This window comes from Paraburkholderia sp. BL17N1 (assembly GCF_003634175.1).
Lineage (GTDB): Bacteria > Pseudomonadota > Gammaproteobacteria > Burkholderiales > Burkholderiaceae > Paraburkholderia.
This window is the reverse complement of record NZ_RBIW01000001.1, coordinates 3,931,110-3,950,874: the sequence shown is the minus strand read 5'-3', so window position 1 is coordinate 3,950,874 and position 19,765 is coordinate 3,931,110. Positions and strand designations below refer to the sequence as shown.

Here is a 19,765-nt window from a genome sequence, read left to right as displayed (position 1 = left end):
CTACGCTTCAGACAGGCAGCGCAAATAGGCGCGAAAAATCGATACGTCTTGGGCGTCGGCCAGGATCGACTCGAAGGGCATCAGGTTGGCTGCGGCCAGCAGACGGCAACCCAAGTCGACCGCAGCGGCGGCTCGTTCGAGTTGCAGATCAACGGCGCCCGTCCACTTGGTCCATCGGCTCAATTCGACATGCGTCAAGGCATCAATGTGCAGGGCAGAAAACTCCTTGATTCGCGTTTCCAGGTCGACAATCAAAATTTCGCGCAGATCGTTCTGCGGGTGCAACGCTTCGAGTCCCAACACGCGGCCGACGATCTCTTCCACATAGTGTGGGCGAGGCAGCCGGCGGCCCGCCAAGGCGTCGGCGCGCTCGGCTTCCTCTTTTGTCGCTTCCCGTTGCGTTGCCAGTGCGTCCGATCCGGTTCTGAGCATCTCCGACACTCGACGCACGATAAGCTCCGGGACGCCCCGATTCAATTGAACTAGTGCGCGCGAGCGCTTGTGAACCCAGTCAGCCCCCCCTCGCGCCGTTCTCTCCCCCACGGATCTGCTGGATTTCCGCCAGCACGTTGTCAATGCGAAACGAGAAGCTCCAAAGCCGCTCGCGGTTTTCCTTCGCGGTAATGTCGCGGTCGAACTGACGAGACATCGTCTCGAAGTCGACGCCGAAATAAATGCGCCCGCAGTCTTTGCCGATGTTCGTGAGCCGGCCGTCCTTGGTCGCGACAAGGTAGCCCCGCCCATGCGGCGTATGGCAGTTGGAGAGACCGCAGCGGATCTTGTCGGCAAAGACATAGTTGCCGATGATTGCCTGAAGCTCGTCAGCTGACGGGTCGAGATTGCGGTCATAATCTGGGCGGCTTTCAATGTCAGCCCAGTCGTCGACGCGGACAAGTTCTTTTTCACCGTTGATCGTGATCATTTTTAGGGTCCTCCTTCGGGCTCGATAAATCGCGCCTAGATTCGTGAGTTGCTCGCGCCGGCTGCGAGACGTTTTCGAACAAGCCCGGCAGACTGCGGTCCCCGTGTCAAGGTTGTTGCAGCGGTCATCCCCGTTCCAAAGTGGCGCCGCGACAGGGCGGGGCGGGGGAGAGCCTCAGTGCTTTTCTGTGGCCTTCCTCTGCTTACCAAGCAACCCTTTCTCTTCTTGATAAGCCTTCGTCTCGAAGAGAAAGTCGGCAAGTGTCATTGCGCAATTGACCGCGAGCTTCGCGTGGTGCCGAGCGGGCTTGTATGTGGTTCCGTGGCTGTCAGACATTTTGTTGCGCATCGCGCTCAATCCCTGCACGATCGACGTAAGCCCCGTGAGAACCTGGCGCAGTGTGTCGGATATGTCTTTGCGGCTGGTGTCCAGATTCAGCAGGACGCGAACGCGGTTGAAGAGTCGCCCCAAATCGCCATCGAACACCGGTGGCGGATCGACGGAAAGCTCCGTCTCAATTGCGAGCAACAAATGTTCGATTAGCGCCCGTGCGTTCGTGATGGCTCCGTCGTAATCGCCGACCTCGATTTTTGTGCGGCACTTTTTAATCTGCGTTTCGATCGACGCGGCCGACGCTTCGGGCAGCGTCTCGGGGATCGCCTCCGGCGCGATCAAAGCTCCCGTCAGATCGCGCAGCTTGTAGCGAGAGCCTTCTTTGACGACCTCGTAGTTGTCAAAGGCAAGCAGTTCGTTGAGCTTCGCGGCGCAGTCCTCGTTGCTGACGACGATAGCTTGCTGCAAGTCATACCAGAGCCTTGGGTCGATTAGATCGCAGATCAATTGCGCCATCGCGGGCTTGGGCGCGAGTTCCGTGAGACGCTCCTTCGCAAACACGGCGCGGCTGGGAAAACCTGACTCGTAGACGTCTCGGAACCCGTAACCATTGAAAAACTCAACCAGATCGGTGCCGCGCCGATATGGCCATCCGTTGCCTCCGCCACAAACGAGATCGGCCAATTTGTTGATCGTGTATTGCGCGAGCTTCATCGGCGTCTCGATTTTTTCATTGCGTTGGTGTTGGATCTTCCTGGCCGTCGTTGCGGCGCTGGCCGCGCCGAAATCTTTTGCCGCCGTTTGGCGCGCCCATGTGGGGGCAAGCCCCTCAGTCGCGCGGCCGGTTCGCCAGAACTGCCGAAGCTCTCGGGAAGTCGATCACGCGAAACTGGTCGAGAGCCGCTTTTGCGGCCGCGCGACTGGCTCGCGAAGCGAGTTCGTCGATGATCGAGCGCCATGCGTTGCGGCCCGCCGCATCATCTGCGCGTTTTGACATCGCCGCGGCCAGTGCAAGCTCAAGCGACTTGTCGATGCCCACTGTCGTCAGTGGCGCCAGCAACTGGACGATCTGCACCTTTACGCGATCGTCGGCAACGCCCAAGGCATAGTCCAATGCGGTGGCGCCGTCTTCGCTCTCGGCATTGACGTTGCTGACGCCAACCAGCGCCACGGCGGCACTGGGCCAATTTCTTAATGCCACGTGCATCAAGGCGGTTCGCCGGCGATCGTCAACCGCTTTCGGGTCGCTGACGGGCAACAGGATGTTCACGGCCTGCGCGGACCCGGCCAACATCAGCGCGGTCATCCCAGAGGAAGACCGCGCCTGCGGATCAGACAGAGGCAACAACAATTTCAGGCACTGAACGGACGAGGATGCCTCGTGGGCGTCATCCTCGCGCGCAAACCGGGTCGCCATGGCCGCTGCCATCAGCGGTGTCCAGCCGTCGCAGTCGGCAAGGCGAGGATCGAAATGGCGAACCAGCTCGGCCAGCAACCGCGGGTCGCCCAGCGACGCGGCCGCGAAAATGGTTGGCTGAGGCGCGTCGTCAAGATTCGCTCGCTGCTGCTCGCGAATCGTCGTGAGTTTCTCCCGCACCGTCTCCCTTGTCCCTTCCGGCAACGACTCGATGAGCGTCGGATCGGCGGCTTCGGCAGTCCGCAATTCGGCGCCGACTTTTGTTTTCAGTTGCGTGTAGCGCATGGCAATGGATATAGAAAAATTTTGACTGACGGGTTGGCGCCGCATCGGACGTCGGCTACGGCTTGCGAAGGTTAGTGTATCAGCGCGATCGGGGACCGAGCCAAGGCTCGAGCGCGTCGATTTTGGGCGTTGTCCCGCCTGGCTTTTTGGCCGCGTTTGTATAATCGTGGGGTCTCGCAACCCCGCCCAAATGGCTCGCGCAGGTCTAGCGATACAGGACCCAGCGCCTGACGTTTTCAATTTGCACCGCTTCATCGATGAGTCTCCCATGGGCTATCGGCTTTTCATTGACGACTTGCGCGATTCCGTCGACCCCACATGGACGATTGCTCGCAGCTCGGCGGAAGCCATTGCTCTCTTGCTTCAAGACGGCTGCCCCGAAGAGATTTCGTTCGACCATGATCTGGGCGGGGAGGACACGGCGATGGCCGTGGCCAAGCGGTTGATCGATTTGGACTTGGACGCGAAGGGGGCCTTTATCCCGCCGACATTCCGTTTCTGGGTGCACAGCGCAAACCCGGTGGGGGCCGCGAACTTGCAAGCGCTGCTCGATCGCTACTTGGGCTTGCGCGGCGCAAGCGCCGACAGGGCGTGACGGGTTCGTCCGGTTTCGCGGCGGCCGCGCTGTCTGTTGCATCGGATCACGGCTGGCTCGCGGGCGAGGACGCTCAGGTCGGTCGCGCCAGTTGCCGATCCGATGGCGCGGGCGCCGAAGTTCGGGCAATCAGCTGAGCCACCGCGCGGACTTGCGCGATCAAATCGTCCAGCACATCCAACCGCTCGGCGTGCAATTTCGGATACAGCGGCACCATTCGATATTCCGCGTCGTCAATGAGTCGCGGCGGCCGCTCTCGTTCCAGCGCTTGTAGCCGATCGATTTGATCTGCGGCCAGCAGTGGCAGTTCGCCGGTCTTGGGAAACGCGAGCCAAAGCGGTGTTTCGCGATGTTCTGCCCAGCCCTCCAGCCAGAACCGCAGATACGCGCGCTCGCCATTCAACAAAAGCGGCAACCATTCGGCCGAGCGGTTCGATCCGACGTATTTCGTCGCGACGCCCGTGTTCAGCAGGCGTTCACGCAAGTCCGCGAAAAGATTTTGAAATTGGAACGCTCGGCGCCCAATGGCGCTCGTCAATTCCGAGGCTTTGAGCGGCAAGAACGCCGTAGTGTCCATGCGTTGGCACAGCGCAGCCAACTGACGGACATCGGAGACAAAATCGCGATCTTCGGATTTGATGCCTTCGTCTTCGAGCGTGTTGAGCACCGCCCCCCAAGACGTCAACGCCAAAACAGGGCGCGCGGCAAGAGCAGAGCGCCCGTCCGCGCCCTCGCTTGCGTGCCCGGCCCCGGTTCGTCGGAGCCGGGCGCTCCGCATCTGCGGCAGCTGGCTCGGCGCGCCTTCCAACGCATACCCGCTCGCTTCGACGCGGCGCAGGAGCTCCGGCCACAGGGTCTCGAACCTCGCAAACGGCGCCACAAAGACCAACAAGCCGCCCTGGCCGCCATGGAGGTCTTCCTCGCTGGGCAAGGCGCGGAACGCGTTCAGGTAGCCGCCCGGTTGATGGTCCGTCAAGGATGCCCAAAACTTGCCTTCGACCAACACGCGCAGACGCCCCGTCGAATCGACACCCGCAATGTCGCATCGCCCCTGGTCGGCCTGAACCTCGGCCTTGAAAGTCAGCGACTCCGTGGCGGCCTCTGGCGAGTGCGTGTCGCGCGCCCAAGCGGACAGCAGGGCCGCGCGAAACGCCCCGTTGCGGCCCAGCAAGTAGGTGAGGGAGCGCGTGGCGTGGACCTCTTCGTTTTCAGAGCCGGCGAGCAGGAAGGAAAGCAGCGACATGCGATGGGTCCCAAGGGCAAGTGTTGTCGAATGTTAAAGCACGAGGCGCACGCCAGCGAGCAAGGGCATGCGGCTCGGGGCGCGAGGTCGGCGGGCGCGTTCATTCCCTCCTCGCGCGCAGTGGGCGGACCGAGTCGCTCGGCATTCCTGGAATCGGATAAGCCAGCAGAAGCGAGGCTTCCCGCTGCGAGACGCGTTGGGTGTGGACCCCTGCAAGAAATTGGCAGTTGTGGCCGGCCAACGCCAGCAGAGGGCGCGTGAAATCGCGTCGTTGCGTCAAGGGCAGCACGCCCGGGCTCGCGATGCCCAGCAACAATCCATCCGGCTCGACCCGGCTGCGGCCGTGAAAGTGGGCCACCGCGTTGATCGCCGCGGCGGCGAACGCCTCGGCGTTGCCGGCGGGCAGCGCGGACACGGTCAAGATGCAATCGGAGCGCAGAAGGCTCTCGATCTTGCTCCAATCGTAGCTGACGACCTGGTCCGCGAGCGCGACCCAAAAGATCGATTGGGCCAGGGCGAGCACGACCTCCTCAATCTCGGCCTCTGGGCAAGCGACGATCGGGCCGCAGTCGCGCAATCCGATCGGAATGCGCGCGCCGACGAGGACGGAGACGTTCGGGCGCGCCGTCCGCGGGCCGCCCAAGCCGGCCACGTCCCGAGTCAGCGTGATCCATAAATCGGGCTCGGCGCAGGGCGCGGCGTCCGCGCCGTCTGCGCCGTTGGCAATTTGCCATGCGACGCGCCCATCGAAACTCGGCAGCTGGCTTTTCACGCGTGGCGACAAGCCCAGTCCGTCCCGAAGCCGGACGACGAAGGAGCGCTCGCTCGCGTCGGCCAACGCCAATCGGCTCGCGTCCGCGGGAGCCGCGCTCGCGGCCACGGCGTTCGCCCGCATGGGTGGGGCGAGCGGCTCATCGCTTCTCCCCTTCGTATCGCTCGGCCGCCCTCTTGAGCCGCTGCGCCATCTCGTCGCGCAGCTCGGGCGGCCCAAGGACTTCAACGTCGGGGCCGAAATTGGAAAGCCACCACCTCAGACGGCGCGTCAGGGGCACCGAGGCTTCGATCGACACCTCTCCGGGGCCAAGGCTTGTTGCGATCTGATCCTCGGACAGAGGGCTTTCGAGCAGATGGTTCCCCGCGTGATCGCGAAACAGCAGGCGAATCTGGATGCGATGCCCGAGCTCGCCGAAGCCAAACAGCCCGTCGGCGATCACGCCGTCCAGGTCGAAGCCTTCAGGCTTCACTGCCGGCTCTGGCAAAAGCTCGGCTTTTCGGATCCGGTGCAGGGCGAGCGTCCGGACGTCTTCAAAGCCGTCGAACACAACAACCAAATAAAGGATGCCGCGGACTCCGACAAGGCCCAGAGGGCTGACAGCCTTCGCCGCGGAGGGCTGCCGGTCGATCGCCTGGTAGACGACTTCCAAGTGGCGGCTGAGCAGCAACGCGTCGCTCACCGCGGCGCGCACGGTTTCGTCGATGGGCGGGGGCAACAGCGGTTGGTTCGGCTCTACGATGCGCACGGCGCGTGTCCACGCGGCGGCGCCTTTTTCGCCCGCCTCGGATTCGAGGCGTTGCCGGGCGGCCTTGAAATACGGCTCGAGCTCTTGCCGATATCCCGACGGCAGCAGATGGCGAGAATGCTCGTCGAGCAGACGGAATGCGAGCGCTTCGGGCGTGGTCAATCCGCGGAAGTCCAGCGGCGGCATGTCGCCTTTCCACCTCCAGCCGTAGGGCGTGTTGCGCTCATCGGACTCAATGGCGAACGCCACGGACAGCGCGGACAGATCGCGCTCCACGGTTCGCTTGGAGACGTCGAATCCTGCGGCGCGCAGCTTGGCGTGGATCTCGGTCGCCGTGATCTTGTTGCCGCGCGGAATCATCCTGAGGATGTTCCATTGCCTCAACAGCGCGTCAGACATGGAGCCCTCCGCCCAAGGAGGCCAAGCGCGCGGGGTGCCCAATGACTCGGGCCTCTCGATTCCGCTTGTTTCTTTGCCACGAGCAGGGATGCGCGCACGCGATAACGACGGGTGGCAGCGCGGCATTGCGGTCGGAGAGGTCGCGAAGCGCGTCGTAGACCAGCCGCTTCAAGGAGGTCTTGGACGCCTCCGCGCCGGTGCAGCAATTCATCACGATGTCCTTCGCGTCCGCGCGCCAGAGCGCGGCGATCCGCCCTTGGAAATCGGCGCGGCCGATGCTCGGGCAGCCCCATGCGCGGCGAAAAACCGAATCGCGAAAGCGGCGGGGCGGATGGCCCAGCGATGTTTGGCGCTGAATGGCGTTGATTAAAACAAGATCGAGCTCCTCGCCGTTCGGCGACAGGCCGAGCTCTTGCAATCCGCGCACATTGACGTCGTAGAGCAGCGCGCGAATGTTCCTTCCGGTTGCTCCAGCAGCGGGGCCGATCGGCTGATGGTCGCCGCCAAACTCATCAATGTGCGGACTCTCGAGAATCATCAAAAGCCGGCGCGGGCCTTCGGGGCTCAGCTCGTCGGTTGCGCGGCGCCAGGCAAACCCATCCGGCGACGCGGCGCCCATCGGCCCGCAATGGAACCGCCCGGCCTCGAACCGGACGGCGCCAACCCACTGGTCGGGGCACCGCGCAACGCAACAAGCGGGAGTCCCGTCGGACTCCCCATCGGCCGGCGTCCTGGACGCCATGACCTCCGCCGCAATTTTTGCGAAGGCGCTTTGCCCCTCGCCAACATCGTCGCCCTCGATGGCGAGCGAGCCCTCGGTCTTGCATTTGGTCATCTGCTTTTTCTTCTCTAATCTGCGCACGGGCGCCTGATGCGTTTTGGATAGAGCGCGCCATCGCTGGCGCGACCCAACCTTGGAGCAGAGTTTGCCACGGGCGCGCGACATGGGGTGTCGCACGCGCTGCACGGCCCAATGGCGCGGGCGGGGCGCCGACGGTATGCGTCCCTGGCGTCGTCACTCTGACGGCGCGCAGACCACGCGCAACGCCGAGCGGGCAGGGGCCCGGTTGGCTCGAGCGGGCCGCGGATTCTCAATCGTGAGTCAGCACGGCGCCGATGCGTCGTTGGACGACCCATAAGCAAGGAAGAAGATCAATGACCATGCAAGCCATGCCGATTCCGAAGAACGGCCAGTGCCCGTCGGGCTACCACTCCGACGGCAACATGTGCGTCCCCAACGCCAACGCGAAGCCGGCCATTCCGAAGAACGGGTCTTGCCCATCCGGGTGGCACAGCGACGGCAACTACTGCCTCGCCAACAGCGCAAACCCGAAAATCGTGATCCCCAAGCATGGTCCTTGGCCTTCCGGCTATCACAGCGACGACGACTACTGCGTCCAAAACTGAGCGCCTCCACCGTCGTCGGACGCTTTGGCGGCCCCGGCGGCGAACGGCCGAATGGAATCTCCGCAACCCCCATCCGGGGCGCGATCTGACGCCCGGCGAGGCGCGGAGAAAAAGATCGGGCGCTGACGGCGCCCGTGCGGCTGAAGACCCCAATCTTCGGCGTGTGTTTGTGGCCGGCGGGCAACTTGCCGGCCGTTTTTTCTGCGCTCATCGCTCAACGGCAAGGACCGCGGGCAGGGCGCTCCACGACCGCGAGGGCCCGAGCGACGCGGTTGAGCCCTCAGAGCCTTTCCCTAGGCGCGGAAGGCGGCAGCCCGCGCCGCGCGAAGGGGCGTGGCGCATTTCGTCCCTGTCGAGGGGTCAAGAAGCGCCGTTGCCGAGCCGGCAGGGGCAAAAAGTGCGCGATAATTGCGACCTTTGAGTCGCGCGCGCAGCGCCGTCGGTGCAGCGCGCGTGGCGAACCCCTGGACCAGCGCAGAAAATGGATGAAAACGCGTGATCAAAACGGGAGCGAGCGGGCAGTTGGAGAGCCGGCGGACGGGCCGGAGCGCCCCGCGGCCTCTGGGGACAATGCCGAGGAGGCCATCGGTGGGCCTGTATAACGCCGAAATCTCCGCCGGGTCGCTGATGATCCCCGAAAGCCGACGGATCGCGGCGCTTTTGCTTTTGCAGCCGAGCGCCGAGCAATGGGAAGCGGCGCTGAACGATGAGAATTTATTGCAGAAAAAGCCCGCCACGGCGAAGCGGCAGGCGCGCTTGATTCGCAATCGCCTCGACACCCTTGACGAAGAGGGCCTGCGCCTGGTGGCGCACGGGGACGCCGAGCTCTGCCGGCAAGTTCTGCTGGCCGCCGCCGCTCGGCACAGCCGTCTACTGAGCGACTTCATGCGCGATGTCTACGCCGCAGACCTGCGCCGGCTGGAAAAGACCCTGAGCGATCGCCAATGGAACGGTTTTCTGGCGGAGTGCGCGCACCGCGACGAAAGCGTCGCGCACTGGGCGGCCTCGACCCGCGAGAAACTCTTTCAGGTGATTGTTCGCATTCTCTATGAGGCCAAATACCTTGATTCGACCCGCCACAAGGCGCTCACGCCGCCCTTGGTGCACCCCCAGGCCGAGGCCTTTCTCAGGCGGCTGGGCGATCCTGAAACGCTGGCGCGATTGGAGGCCCGGGCATGAAGGGCTCTTTTGACGATCGATTGAATCAGGTCCTGCCGCGGCTGCTCTCTTCGGACGTGCTCGACAACAAAGGGGCCGGCGGCGAAATCGGTTTCTGGATTTTCGACTACCCGCCCGAGCAGGAAATGAAGGTGCGCGGTTGGCTCGCGGACGTGATCGAACCGGGCGTGCGCAAACAGAAACCCGAGCTTCGCTTTGCGACGGTGGATCTCTTCGAGTGCGTGATCGGCTTGCTCGAAGACCGCGGCCTCTTGGCCAAGGCGTTGGAGATGCAGCGGACCAAAGGCGACGAGGCGCTGCTGGTCTCCTTGCGCTCGGTCCTCAAAGAGGATCGGTTGGCCGCGCGCATCGTCGAGAAGACGCGCGTCGACGAGCTCGACCTGCTGATCGTGAAGGGCGTGGGCGCCGTTTATCCGCTGCTGCGCACCCACACGCTCCTCTCGGCCTTGCACCCGCACATGCAGGACACGCCCTTGCTGATGCTCTACCCGGGGCGATACGACGGGCAGTCGCTGCGGCTGTTCAACGCGCTGGTCGACGACAACTATTACCGGGCGTTCAGCCTGGTGCCTTAATGCCACGAGAGTCCAATGAGAATCAGAGAGCTTTTTGTTAAGCCCATCGACCGTCCGATCAACGGGGTCGTCAAAGCCGACCAGCGCGATGAAGAGAGCGTGTGGCAAGAGCTGGACGAATACGTCGCGACCAAGGAAGTGACCGAATATTTGCGGCGCTTTTTCGATGCCTACCTCGCCACCGTCGACCACCCGAACGATCCGACCATCGCCGCGCGCATGGGCGTCTGGGTGTCCGGCTTTTTCGGCTCGGGCAAGTCGCACTTCATCAAGATCTTGTCCTACCTCTTGTCGAATCTCGAAGCATCCCATCCAGGCGACGGGGCCAAGCGGCAGGCGGTGGAGTTCTTCAACTCGAAGGTCAAGGACCCGTTGCTCCTCGGCGACATTCGCCGCGCTGTCACGGGCAACACCGACGTAATTTTGTTCAACATCGACGCGAAGGCGGATTCGAAGGGCGAGCGCGACGCGATCCTGCAGGTGTTCTTGCGCGTCTTCAACGAGATGCAGGGGTTGTCGGGGGACGCACCGCATGTGGCGGACATGGAGCGTTATCTCATTTCAAAGGGTGCCTACGACACGTTCAGGCGAGCTTTCCAGGCGGCAAACGGCAACGAGTGGGAGCGCGAGCGCGACGCGGTCGATTTCCTGCGCGACGACGTCATCGCGGGACTGAGTGAGGCCTTGGACATGTCGCTGGACTCGGCGGCCAAATGGTTCGACAACGCGCGCGAGGCCTACAAGATCAACATCGAGGGCTTCGCAGCGCTCGTGCGCAAATACCTCGATGCCAAAGGGCCGCGACATCGACTCGTGTTTTTGGTTGACGAGGTGGGGCAGTTCATTGGGAAAAACATCCAATTGATGCTCAACTTGCAGACGATCACCGAAGCGCTAGGGACCCAGTGCAAGGGCCGTGCGTGGGTGATCGTTACCAGCCAAGAGGACATCGACGCGACGCTCGGCGAGGTCAATCAGGCGCGGACCAACGACTTTTCGAAGATCACGGGGCGCTTTCACACGCGACTGTCGCTCTCGAGTTCGAACACCGATGAAGTGATTTCGCATCGCCTGCTCGAAAAGACGCCCGCCGCATGCGACGAACTCGAAGCTCTTTGGGTGTCCAAAGGCGACATCATCAACAATCAGTTGTCGTTCGTGGACCACGCGGTGGCGTTCCGGCGCTATCGAGACGCAGCGGACTTTGTCGCCCACTATCCCTTCGCGCCATACCAGTTTCAGTTGCTCCAGAAAGTGTTTGAGTCGATTCGCAAGGTCGGGGCAACGGGGCGGCATCTCGCGCGCGGCGAGCGCTCCATGCTCGACGCCTTCCAGACGGCTGCGGTCCACAATGGCGAGAGAGGCCTTGATGCGCTAGTGCCGCTCTACGATTTTTACCCGGCGATCGAAAGTTTCCTCGATTCGACGGTGAAGCGTGCCATCGATCAAGCGGCCGCGAACCCCGCGCTCGAACCATGGGACCTGCAACTGCTTCGAGCTCTGTTCCTCATTCGCTACGCGGATGCCGTCAAGGCCACCGTCGACAACCTTGCGACGTTGTGCCTTTATAAGGTCGATGCGGACAAGGTTGCCTTGAGGCGTGAGATCGAAGCGGCTCTTCTTCGTTTGGAACGGCAGAACCTGGTGAGCCGAAACGGCGACTTGTGGTTCTTCCTGACCAATGAGGAGCGGGACGTCTCGCAGGAGGTCAAGTCCGTCAACATTTCAGAAGCGGAGATTTCGCGCCTTGTGGCTGAATTGATTTTCGACGAGATTCTTTCGGGGCAGACAAAGGTGAGGCACCGTGACACCAAGAGCGACTACGAATTCAACCGTATGCTCGATGGTGTGCCGTTCAGGCAGGCGAATCAAGCGTTGACCTTCGAAGTGATCTCGCCGGTTGGCGCCGAATACGAAATGATGCACGACGCCAGGTGTATCGGTCGAAGCGGCGAGGGGTCCGGCCGGGCGCTGTTGAAAATGGCCAACGATGCACGCGTCTATGTTGAGCTCAAAACGTATCTGCAAATCGAAAAATATATCGCTCCCAAGGTGGACACCGCGACGCCTTCGCTCAAACGGATTCTCTACGATCGGAAGGATGAAAATCGAGATCGACGTGCCCGGATCTTGACCCAGCTGTCGGAAATGATGAGCGCGGGCGACTTCTATGCCATAGGTCAGCGACTCACGTGCAAGCCCCAGTCGCCAGTCGGCTTGCTCGACGACATGCTCAACTATCTTGTCTCCAATACGTATTCCAAGCTCGGCTACCTGAAAGTCCGTCAGGCCGATCCGATCACCGAGATTCGAGCCGTGCTGTCCGCGAACACGATCGGGCAACAATCCATCGCACTCGACGGAGAGGATGGCAACGCGCTAGCATTGGGGGAAATGCGTCAATTCCTCGACGTGGCGGCCCAGAATAACCGAGTGCTGCTTTCGGACGTGACTGAACGCTTCGCTGGGGTGCCGTGGGGGTGGAGGCCGGAGTGGGAATCCGTGCTTTTGGTCGCTCGTCTCTTCATGTCGGGGGAAATCAAGCTCGTCATGGATGGAGCAGATCTGGAGCCTCAGCTCGCGATTGAACCACTGACCAAAGCGGCTCGCTTCAAGAGTGTGTCGATTTTGAAGCGGAAGACGTCCGATGCGCAAACGCGCACGAAGGTGCGCGAACTCTACCGGGATATGTTCTCGAGCATGCCGCCGGACGACGAGGACGGGCTCATGGCAGAATTCCGCGGCAATCTGGGGCGCTTGAAAACCGATCTCGAACGGGCTCGCGGGAAGGCGGAGCACAAGGACTATCCTGGAGCCTCGGAGATCGCCGAGGCGTTGGGAGCCATCGATCGACAACTGGCGCGGCGGGACACCTTCGAGTTCCTGGACGCGTTGGCGACCAATCGGCGTGAGTGGCGCGATCAGGCTGATGATATTCACGATGTGTTGAGTTTCTACCAAAATCAGGCCCCGGTATGGGCTCGATTGCTTGACGCGCTGAACAGTTTTGCCGACAACCGCGAATCGTTGCTCAACGACCCGGGCGCGGAAGCCGCAATGACGGAATTGGAAGGCATCAAGACAAACCCCGCACCCTACGGTCAGGTCAACCGCATCGAACAGTTGGTTGCAATCGTTGAACGGGTCAACGATTCGCTGGCGGCGGAACGGCGACAAGGAGCGCTCCGATCGCTCGACGCGAAGATCGACGAGGCGGCTCGCGCGCTTGATGATGCCCATGCAGACGCCGACCTTCGCAACCGAGCGCTGAAGCCGCTCCAAGACTTGAAGGCGCAATTGGCATCGTTGGTAAGCATTCCGCGTATTCTTTTCCTTCAGGGGCGCGCAGGTGACCTGCTCGATGTTGCAATGGATCAGATAGCCCGAACCGGGCGCGCTCGCTCTGCGGTAGCGCAAGCCGCCTATGCGGCGTCGAGCAAAACAGCGACTGACGCGCCGGCTAGCGGCTCTTCGGAGTCGGCTGCGCGCCCCGTCAAGGTCATTCGAGCCAGCGACCTGAGTGCGAAGACATATCTGGATACTCCGCAAGACGTCGAAAACTATCTCGCGAAACTTCGAAGCGAGCTGCTCTCGGCCATCGAATCGGGCCATCGAGCTCGTTTGCAATAACTTTTGTCGTTGTGGCTCAAGTCATGAACAAATCCAATTTCAAAGCCTACGCGCCGCAAGCGCGACGCGACTTTATCTCTGCCGTAGTGGCCCGCGCGAATTCATTGGGAATTTCGGCCAAGAGCATCGCGTCGGCGGATGTTCGAGGTGACGTCGTATTGATCGAGGGCCGTGAGTGGCCCGTTAGCGTCAACGCACAGCGTGCCAAACTCATCCAACGCATCCAGCGACAAGGATTCGATCAAGCTGTCGAGGAGGTGACTTACACTTGGTTTAACCGTTTCGCAGCGTTGCGATTCATGGAGCTGCACGATTATCTCGGTCACGGGTGGCGTGTGCTGTCGAGCTGCGAGGGTGGGTTACCTGAGATCTTGCTACACGCTGCCGAAGTCGATTTGCCGGGGCTTGACCGAACTCGTATTCGTGAAATGCAACTCGCCGGAAATCAGGATAACGAACTCTATAAGCTTTTGATTGTTGCGCAATGCAATGACCTATCCCGCTCGATGCCGTTTCTATTTGAACACATCGACGACGAGACGGAACTGCTGCTGCCCGACAATCTGCTTCGAACCGATTCAATAATGGCCAAGCTCGTCGCCGAAGTCCCGGAGGCTGATTGGGAGCAAATCGAGGCCATCGGTTGGCTATATCAGTTCTATATCAGCGAAAGGAAAGGCCAAGTAATGGGCAAAGTGGTCAGCAGCGAGGACATTCCTGCCGCCACTCAGCTTTTCACCCCGAGCTGGATTGTGAAGTATCTGGTCCAGAACAGCGTGGGGCGGTTGTGGTTAGACGCAAACCCGACCTCAGTGCTCAAGCGCGACTTGGCATACTACGTAGAATCAGCCGAACAACCCGTTGAAGCCGCAACGCAACTAGATGAACTCGCCCAAGTCCGTATCGCCGTAGACGGGGGCACTCTGAATCCAGAGACGATTACCGTGTTTGATCCCGCATGCGGATCAGGGCACATACTCGTCGAAGCCTACGACCTCCTTAAAGCAATGTATCTGGAGCGAGGCTATCGCTTGCGGGACATCCCACGGCTAATTCTGGAAAAAAACCTATACGGTCTGGACATCGACGATCGGGCCGCTCAACTCGCTGGATTCGCATTGGTGATGAAGGCTCGTGCAGATGATCGTCGTCTGTTTGACGACACAGTGAAGTTGAACGTCCTGGCACTCCAAGATAGCCAAGGCCTTGACGAGGTGGCGTTGGCAAAGACTGTTTACCAGTCTGCCACTGCGATTGAGACTGGTGGTGCCAACACGAATGGCCAGCTCTTCGGCGATGACTTACGTGCGACAGAACACTCGAGCGGTCTGTCTGAAATGGACCTGCAAGAGCTGATTCGGGCTTTTGCGAACGCCAAAACGTTTGGCTCGTTGCTGAATGTGCCGAGCTCGATTCATGCGAAGCTTGGACCGTTGCGCGACTTGCTTCGAGATGTGCAGGAGCAAGGGAACGCTTTGGCCAAATCCTATGCGGCGGAAATATTTGATTCGTTTTTGTTGCCTGCGCAATTCGTCTCGACGACCTACGATGCAGTGGTTACGAATCCGCCGTATATGGGTGCAAAGAAGGGCATGAATCCGGCGTTAAAGCGTTTTGCGGAGAAAAACTATCCCGACAGCAAGGCCGACCTATGCGCTATGTTCATGGAGCGTGGTTTTGGGTGGTGTAAGGCATCCGGGTTTAACGGCATGGTGACGATGCAGAGCTGGATGTTCCTGCCATCGTATCGAGCTATGCGAGAAACGTTGTTCGTTGAGCGGTCGATAGCCAGCTTGATTCATATTGGATACAACAGTTTCCCCGAGATCAACTCAAAGATCGCTAGGGCCTGCGCGTTCATCGCTAGGGCGAAACGTATTCCCGGCTTTGTAGGGCGTTACATCGATCTCAACTCTGCAGCGCAGTCCGCCAATAAGGAGACGGTGTTCAGGGAACGCAACACAGAGCTCGTTCACGATGTCCAACAGGACGAATTTCAGCGACTTCCAGGTGGTCCTGTAGCGTATTGGGTCTCTGAGCAGTTTATGCAATGTTTCAATGGTCAAGCCAGGGTTGAAGACGTTGCGCCGGTCCGTCAGGGGTTTCAAACCGGGGACAACGCGAAGTATCTGCGGTATTGGCACGAAGTGCGGTTTGCAGACGTTGCGCTCGGCGCGACATGCAAGGAAGATGTTTTTTCAGCTGGAAAAAAATACGTTCCCTACAATAAGGGCGGTCCTTATCGTAAATGGTTTGGCAACAACGATTACGTCGTTCGGTTCGACGAGAGCGCTTATGAAGAACTGTCGAAGCAGGGAAATTGCCTGCCTTCGAGACATCTCTATTTTCGAGAGGCGATCACGTGGTCGGCACTGTCCTCTTCACTTTTTGGCGCGCGTTTAAGTCCTGCGGGACACACATTTAGCGCAAAAGGAGCGTGCGCGTTCCCGAGCCAACAAGACCGGCCTTTCGTGTTGGCCTTGCTGAATTCGGCTGTCGCGCGGGCGATATTGGACGTTTTTGCTGCCACTCTCGACTTCAATGTCGGAGCGATTCGCGCGATACCTGTATCCGCCGATGCTAGGTCAAACCGGACGGTTGCTGACAACGCCACACGGATTGTTGAAATCAGTAGGCGGGATTGGGACTCCTTTGAAACGTCTTGGAATTTCGATTCATTGCCTTGGGCGCGACGCTGTGCCGACGGTGATACCTTGGCCGCATCATGGTCTAAGTGGGCAGTCCAGGTTGATGAGAACCGCAAGACCGTTAAGAAGTTAGAAACCGAAAATGACCAAGCGTTAATCGCAGCGTATGGCCTTGGAGCAGAGCTGTTCGCCAACGTGCCTGACGAGCAGATCACGCTCGCGCGTGCCGATCGGACGACGGATTGCCAGCGATTGATTTCATATGCGATGGGCTGCACACTGGGCCGCTATAGTTTGGACGAACCCGGCCTAGTTTATGCGCATGCCGGCAACTTGGAATTTAATCCTAGTCGCTATCAGACTTTTCCGGCAGACAAGGACGGAATCGTTCCTTTGGTCGACGATTCGTGGTTCGAAGACGATGGAGTGAATCGGGTCAGTGAATTTCTTTCTGCTGTGTGGGGCCCAGAGGCACTGGAAGAAAACATGGCATGGCTTGCCGAGGGGCTTGGTCGCATCGGAGATGAAACGCCGGATGAAGCGATTCGGAGGTATCTGGTCGAACAATTTTTCGGCGATCATTTGCAAACATACAAGAATCGCCCAATTTATTGGCTCTTTTCGAGCGGTCCACATCGGGCTTTCCAAGCCTTGGTGTATCTCCATCGCTATAACGAGGGAACATTGGCGCGTCTCCGTTCGAAATATGTGCTTCCATTGACGGGCAAACTCACCTCGCGGCTTGAAATGCTGGAAAAGGACTTCGCGCGTGCGGCGTCGGCCTCTGGTCGCGCAAAGATCCAGAAGCAGATTGACCGACTGCACGCTAAGCAAGCTGAGCTGTTTTCGTATGGCGAGCGACTTCGCCACTATGCGGACAGGCGTATATCCGTAGGCCTTGACGAAGGGGTGGCGGCGAACTACGTAAAGCTTGCAGACTTGGTGGCTGAAGTTAAGTCAGTGGCGGGCAGTAGCGATGACTAGCGGGCGGCACACTTTTTTTCCGGCGCTCTCGCGCCTGCTGGCCGAAGGGCACTCGCTGGTCTTCTGGAACGACGCCGACGGCGAATTCGCCTCGCAGCTCGACGGCGCGGAGCTGGACGGCGTTCGGGTTGTGCGGCTCGACCAAGTCCCGGCCTTGCAGGTGAAAATCTGGATCGAGCGAGAGAAGGACATTCGGTGGTTGCTTTACGCGCCCTTTGCGGAGCCCGAGCCCACCGCCGACTGGCTTCTCGACGCTCGGTTGCGCGGCAAGGCGTTCAGCGCGGACAGCGCCTCGATTCAGCTTGACGAGTTGGGGCTGGCCACGCAGTCGCTGCGCGCGCATCTCAAACATCGCGCCAAATTCTTGCGCGCTCGGGAACGGCTCGAGCGTTTGAAGCGCTGGACAGATCCGCAGGACACGGCCGAAGATCTCGACCGCAAAATGCTGGCCGTCGTCGTGCGCGCCGAGACACCCGACGCCTCTGCGATCTTGCTCAAGGTCTTTGCGGGGCTTGCGGCGGAAGCGGACGATTTGGGCACCTCGCCCAAGGCGTTGGCGGACATCGCCACCAACGACCTCGACGACGCCTTCTGGACGTTGGTCGAAGGCGAAATGGGCTATCGCGAGGCGGAGCCCGAGGCGCGCTGCCTTCGGGGGCTGCTTTATGCGATTTTCGCCACCGACTTTTGCAACGGCGTGCGTGCGGCGCCTGCGCCAATGGCGCACCTTCTGATTCGCGAGCGCGCCCGAGCCGCACATGCGTCCGTGTTCGCGAGCCGGTGGCGATCCGACATGGCCAATTACGGCACCTACGACACGCTGTCCGCGCTCGTCGCGGACGACTTGCGCGTGGCCGATCTCATTCGCCCGATGAGCGCCGAAGACCTCATCGACGCCATGACCTTCGAGGGGATCGAGAAGAGGGTGATCGCCGATCTCAAAGGCCGCATCATCGCCGGCGGCGGCGCCAACATGGATTCGGTGCGCGCGCTCATCGCGCGCCGGCGCGACGGCCACTGGGCCAACCCGCTCTTGGCGGGCGCAAACGATTCGACGCGCGCGCTCGCGGCGAGCTACGACGCGTTGGAGGCGGCCGCCAGCTTCTTCGAGCTGCAAGCGGCGCACGCGAGCGGATTCAGCTTTGCGGATGCGCCGACAGCCTTTGCCGCCTATCGCTCAGACCTTTTCCGATTCGACCAACTGTATCGGTGGTTCATGCATGCCGCGGAGTCGGTGGAGCCGATGGGTTGGGCGCTGCTGCACGAGCTGCGCGATCGGATGGAGGACGCTTATTCGGGATGGTTCATTGGGCAACTGGCGTCCGCGTGGAGCGCCGTGCTCGAAGGCGACACGGGACTCCTGAGCGCGTGGGCGCTGCCGGGCGTGGCCAACCAGCAGGCGTTTTACCCGCGCGTGGTCCAGGCCGAGTTTGAAAACGGCGCCAAACGCGTTTTCGTGATCATTTCCGACGCGTTCCGCTACGAGGCGGCCGAGGAGCTCGCCCGCGAGCTCAACTCGCGCAATCGCGTCAAGGCGCGCTTGGAGGCGATGCTGGGGGTGTTGCCCAGCTACACCACGCTCGGGATGGCGAGTCTCTTGCCCCACGATCGCTTGGCCTACAAAGTCAACGCCACCCTGGATGTGATGGTCGACGGAAAACCCTCGGCCACGCTCGATCAGCGCTCGGCGATCCTTGCTCTGCACGACGGCGTGGCGATCCGGCGCGACGACTTGATGGAGAAGGGCAAGGAGCGCGGGCGCGAATTCGTCAAGCCGCACCGCCTAGTCTACATCTACCACGACCGCATTGACGCCATCGCCGACAAGCGGGTCACGGAAACGAAGGCCTTCGAGGCGACGGCGCAGACCATCAAGGAATTGGCCGAGACGGTCAACTTCGTCGTCAACAGCCTCAACGGCTCGACGGTGCTCGTGACCGCCGACCATGGCTTCTTGTATCAGGAGTCCGCGCTCGAAGAGGCCGACCGCTCGGTCCTCGGCGAGGAGCCCGAGGGCGCCATCAAATCCAAAAAGCGCTACATCCTCGGCCGCGGCATGGGGACAACTTCCAAGGCTTGGTGCGGCTCCACGGAGCGGACGGCCGGCACCGATGCTGGCGAGGGCAGCATCGACTTTTGGGCGCCGAAAGCGGCGGGGCGCTTCCACTTTTCCGGCGGGGCGCGCTTTGTCCATGGCAGCGCGATGCCGCAGGAGATCGCCGTGCCCGTCATTGTGGTCAAGGAAAGCGAGTCGGAGAAGGTCCGCACCAAGCCCGTGGAGGTGAGCCCCTTGGGGTCGAGCAACCGTGTGGTGACGAACAAACAACGCTTCGAATTCATTCAAAATGAAGCGATCTCGGAGCGCGTGCTGCCGGTCACGCTAATATTCTCCATTCGGGACGGCGACACCCCCGTGAGCGACGAGCAGACGATCACGTTTGACAGCGCGTCGGGATTGCTCGACGAGCGCAAGCGCTCGGTGATGCTCACGATTCAAGCCGGCTCCCACGATCGGACGAAAGACTACTTTCTCGTCGCGCGCGACGCGAAAACGAAGGCCGAGGCGTGGCGCTCCCCGCTGCGCATTGATCTCGCCTTTAGCAACGATTTTTAGATTTAGAGGCCGCC

At 61.0% G+C, this 19,765-nt stretch carries 15 protein-coding genes; 7 read left to right on the top strand and 8 right to left on the bottom strand.

Annotated elements, in window-relative coordinates:
* The 4 genes from B0G82_RS17870 to B0G82_RS17855 form a co-directional block, all read right to left on the bottom strand.
* The gene (locus B0G82_RS17870; protein ID WP_121308249.1) at positions 1-432 is read right to left on the bottom strand and encodes a hypothetical protein; all 432 of its coding nucleotides are present in this window, start codon (positions 430-432) and stop codon (positions 1-3) included.
* Between the two features lie 79 nt (positions 433-511).
* The gene (locus tag B0G82_RS17865; RefSeq protein WP_121308248.1) at positions 512-922 is read right to left on the bottom strand and encodes a hypothetical protein; all 411 of its coding nucleotides are present in this window, start codon (positions 920-922) and stop codon (positions 512-514) included.
* A gap of 174 nt (positions 923-1,096) precedes the next feature.
* Positions 1,097-1,969 carry an abortive infection family protein gene (locus tag B0G82_RS17860; protein ID WP_121308246.1) on the bottom strand — a complete coding sequence of 291 codons (873 nt, stop codon included), beginning with the start codon at positions 1,967-1,969 and terminating at the stop codon, positions 1,097-1,099.
* 115 nt (positions 1,970-2,084) lie between these two features.
* Entirely contained in the window at positions 2,085-3,002 is a 918-nt protein-coding gene (locus B0G82_RS17855) for an ankyrin repeat domain-containing protein (protein WP_158608161.1), read from the bottom strand.
* A 223-nt stretch (positions 3,003-3,225) separates the two neighbouring features.
* On the opposite strand from B0G82_RS17855, the gene B0G82_RS17850 reads away from it, so the two are divergent.
* Complete coding sequence (locus tag B0G82_RS17850) at positions 3,226-3,552, top strand: cyclic-phosphate processing receiver domain-containing protein (RefSeq protein ID WP_121308242.1); 327 nt, start codon at positions 3,226-3,228, stop codon at positions 3,550-3,552.
* 73 nt (positions 3,553-3,625) lie between these two features.
* Here the strand turns inward: B0G82_RS17850 and B0G82_RS17845 are convergent, their stop codons facing one another.
* The 4 genes from B0G82_RS17845 to B0G82_RS39750 form a co-directional block, all read right to left on the bottom strand.
* A complete protein-coding gene (locus B0G82_RS17845; protein WP_121308241.1) occupies positions 3,626-4,795 on the bottom strand; it encodes a hypothetical protein in 1,170 nt (389 codons plus the stop codon).
* 100 nt (positions 4,796-4,895) lie between these two features.
* Entirely contained in the window at positions 4,896-5,690 is a 795-nt protein-coding gene (locus B0G82_RS17840; RefSeq protein ID WP_121308239.1) for a hypothetical protein, read from the bottom strand.
* 16 nt (positions 5,691-5,706) lie between these two features.
* Complete coding sequence (locus B0G82_RS17835; protein ID WP_158608160.1) at positions 5,707-6,714, bottom strand: WYL domain-containing protein; 1,008 nt, start codon at positions 6,712-6,714, stop codon at positions 5,707-5,709.
* Positions 6,707-7,660 carry a hypothetical protein gene (locus tag B0G82_RS39750; protein WP_206751615.1) on the bottom strand — a complete coding sequence of 318 codons (954 nt, stop codon included), beginning with the start codon at positions 7,658-7,660 and terminating at the stop codon, positions 6,707-6,709. The genes B0G82_RS17835 and B0G82_RS39750 overlap by 8 nt, the downstream gene beginning before the upstream one ends.
* A 209-nt stretch (positions 7,661-7,869) precedes the next feature.
* Here B0G82_RS39750 and B0G82_RS17830 point away from each other — a divergent pair, with 209 nt between their 5' ends.
* The 6 genes from B0G82_RS17830 to pglZ all read left to right on the top strand — a co-directional run bounded on the left by B0G82_RS17830 (position 7,870) and on the right by pglZ (position 19,751).
* Positions 7,870-8,121: a hypothetical protein gene (locus B0G82_RS17830; protein ID WP_121308235.1), complete on the top strand. Its 252-nt coding sequence runs from the start codon at positions 7,870-7,872 to the stop codon at positions 8,119-8,121.
* Between the two features lie 588 nt (positions 8,122-8,709).
* Complete coding sequence (locus tag B0G82_RS17825; protein ID WP_241974610.1) at positions 8,710-9,300, top strand: DUF1819 family protein; 591 nt, start codon at positions 8,710-8,712, stop codon at positions 9,298-9,300.
* The gene (locus B0G82_RS17820; protein WP_121308233.1) at positions 9,297-9,875 is read left to right on the top strand and encodes a DUF1788 domain-containing protein; all 579 of its coding nucleotides are present in this window, start codon (positions 9,297-9,299) and stop codon (positions 9,873-9,875) included. Before B0G82_RS17825 ends, B0G82_RS17820 begins: the two co-directional genes overlap by 4 nt.
* 15 nt (positions 9,876-9,890) lie before the next feature.
* Complete coding sequence (gene brxC / locus B0G82_RS17815; RefSeq protein ID WP_121308231.1) at positions 9,891-13,505, top strand: BREX system P-loop protein BrxC; 3,615 nt, start codon at positions 9,891-9,893, stop codon at positions 13,503-13,505.
* A gap of 23 nt (positions 13,506-13,528) precedes the next feature.
* Positions 13,529-17,137, top strand: a complete 3,609-nt coding sequence (gene pglX, locus B0G82_RS17810) for a BREX-1 system adenine-specific DNA-methyltransferase PglX (protein ID WP_121308230.1) — start codon at positions 13,529-13,531, stop codon at positions 17,135-17,137.
* Positions 17,130-19,751 (top strand): BREX-1 system phosphatase PglZ type A, encoded by a 2,622-nt coding sequence (gene pglZ, locus B0G82_RS17805; protein WP_121308228.1) that lies wholly within the window; start codon positions 17,130-17,132, stop codon positions 19,749-19,751. Before pglX ends, pglZ begins: the two co-directional genes overlap by 8 nt.
* Positions 19,752-19,765: the final 14 nt, after the last annotated feature.

What these genes read in the sequence shown, in the direction of transcription:
- B0G82_RS17870 (WP_121308249.1), bottom strand. Translation starts at nt 432, where the DNA reads ATGCTCAGAACCGGATCGGACGCACTGGCAACGCAACGGGAAGCGACA.
- B0G82_RS17865 (WP_121308248.1), bottom strand. Translation starts at nt 922, where the DNA reads ATGATCACGATCAACGGTGAAAAAGAACTTGTCCGCGTCGACGACTGG.
- B0G82_RS17860 (WP_121308246.1), bottom strand. Translation starts at nt 1,969, where the DNA reads ATGAAGCTCGCGCAATACACGATCAACAAATTGGCCGATCTCGTTTGT.
- B0G82_RS17855 (WP_158608161.1), bottom strand. Translation starts at nt 3,002, where the DNA reads ATGCGGCGCCAACCCGTCAGTCAAAATTTTTCTATATCCATTGCCATG.
- B0G82_RS17850 (WP_121308242.1), top strand. Translation starts at nt 3,226, where the DNA reads ATGGGCTATCGGCTTTTCATTGACGACTTGCGCGATTCCGTCGACCCC.
- B0G82_RS17845 (WP_121308241.1), bottom strand. Translation starts at nt 4,795, where the DNA reads ATGTCGCTGCTTTCCTTCCTGCTCGCCGGCTCTGAAAACGAAGAGGTC.
- B0G82_RS17840 (WP_121308239.1), bottom strand. Translation starts at nt 5,690, where the DNA reads ATGCGGGCGAACGCCGTGGCCGCGAGCGCGGCTCCCGCGGACGCGAGC.
- B0G82_RS17835 (WP_158608160.1), bottom strand. Translation starts at nt 6,714, where the DNA reads ATGTCTGACGCGCTGTTGAGGCAATGGAACATCCTCAGGATGATTCCG.
- B0G82_RS39750 (WP_206751615.1), bottom strand. Translation starts at nt 7,660, where the DNA reads ATGTCGCGCGCCCGTGGCAAACTCTGCTCCAAGGTTGGGTCGCGCCAG.
- B0G82_RS17830 (WP_121308235.1), top strand. Translation starts at nt 7,870, where the DNA reads ATGACCATGCAAGCCATGCCGATTCCGAAGAACGGCCAGTGCCCGTCG.
- B0G82_RS17820 (WP_121308233.1), top strand. Translation starts at nt 9,297, where the DNA reads ATGAAGGGCTCTTTTGACGATCGATTGAATCAGGTCCTGCCGCGGCTG.
- brxC (WP_121308231.1), top strand. Translation starts at nt 9,891, where the DNA reads ATGAGAATCAGAGAGCTTTTTGTTAAGCCCATCGACCGTCCGATCAAC.
- pglX (WP_121308230.1), top strand. Translation starts at nt 13,529, where the DNA reads ATGAACAAATCCAATTTCAAAGCCTACGCGCCGCAAGCGCGACGCGAC.
- pglZ (WP_121308228.1), top strand. Translation starts at nt 17,130, where the DNA reads ATGACTAGCGGGCGGCACACTTTTTTTCCGGCGCTCTCGCGCCTGCTG.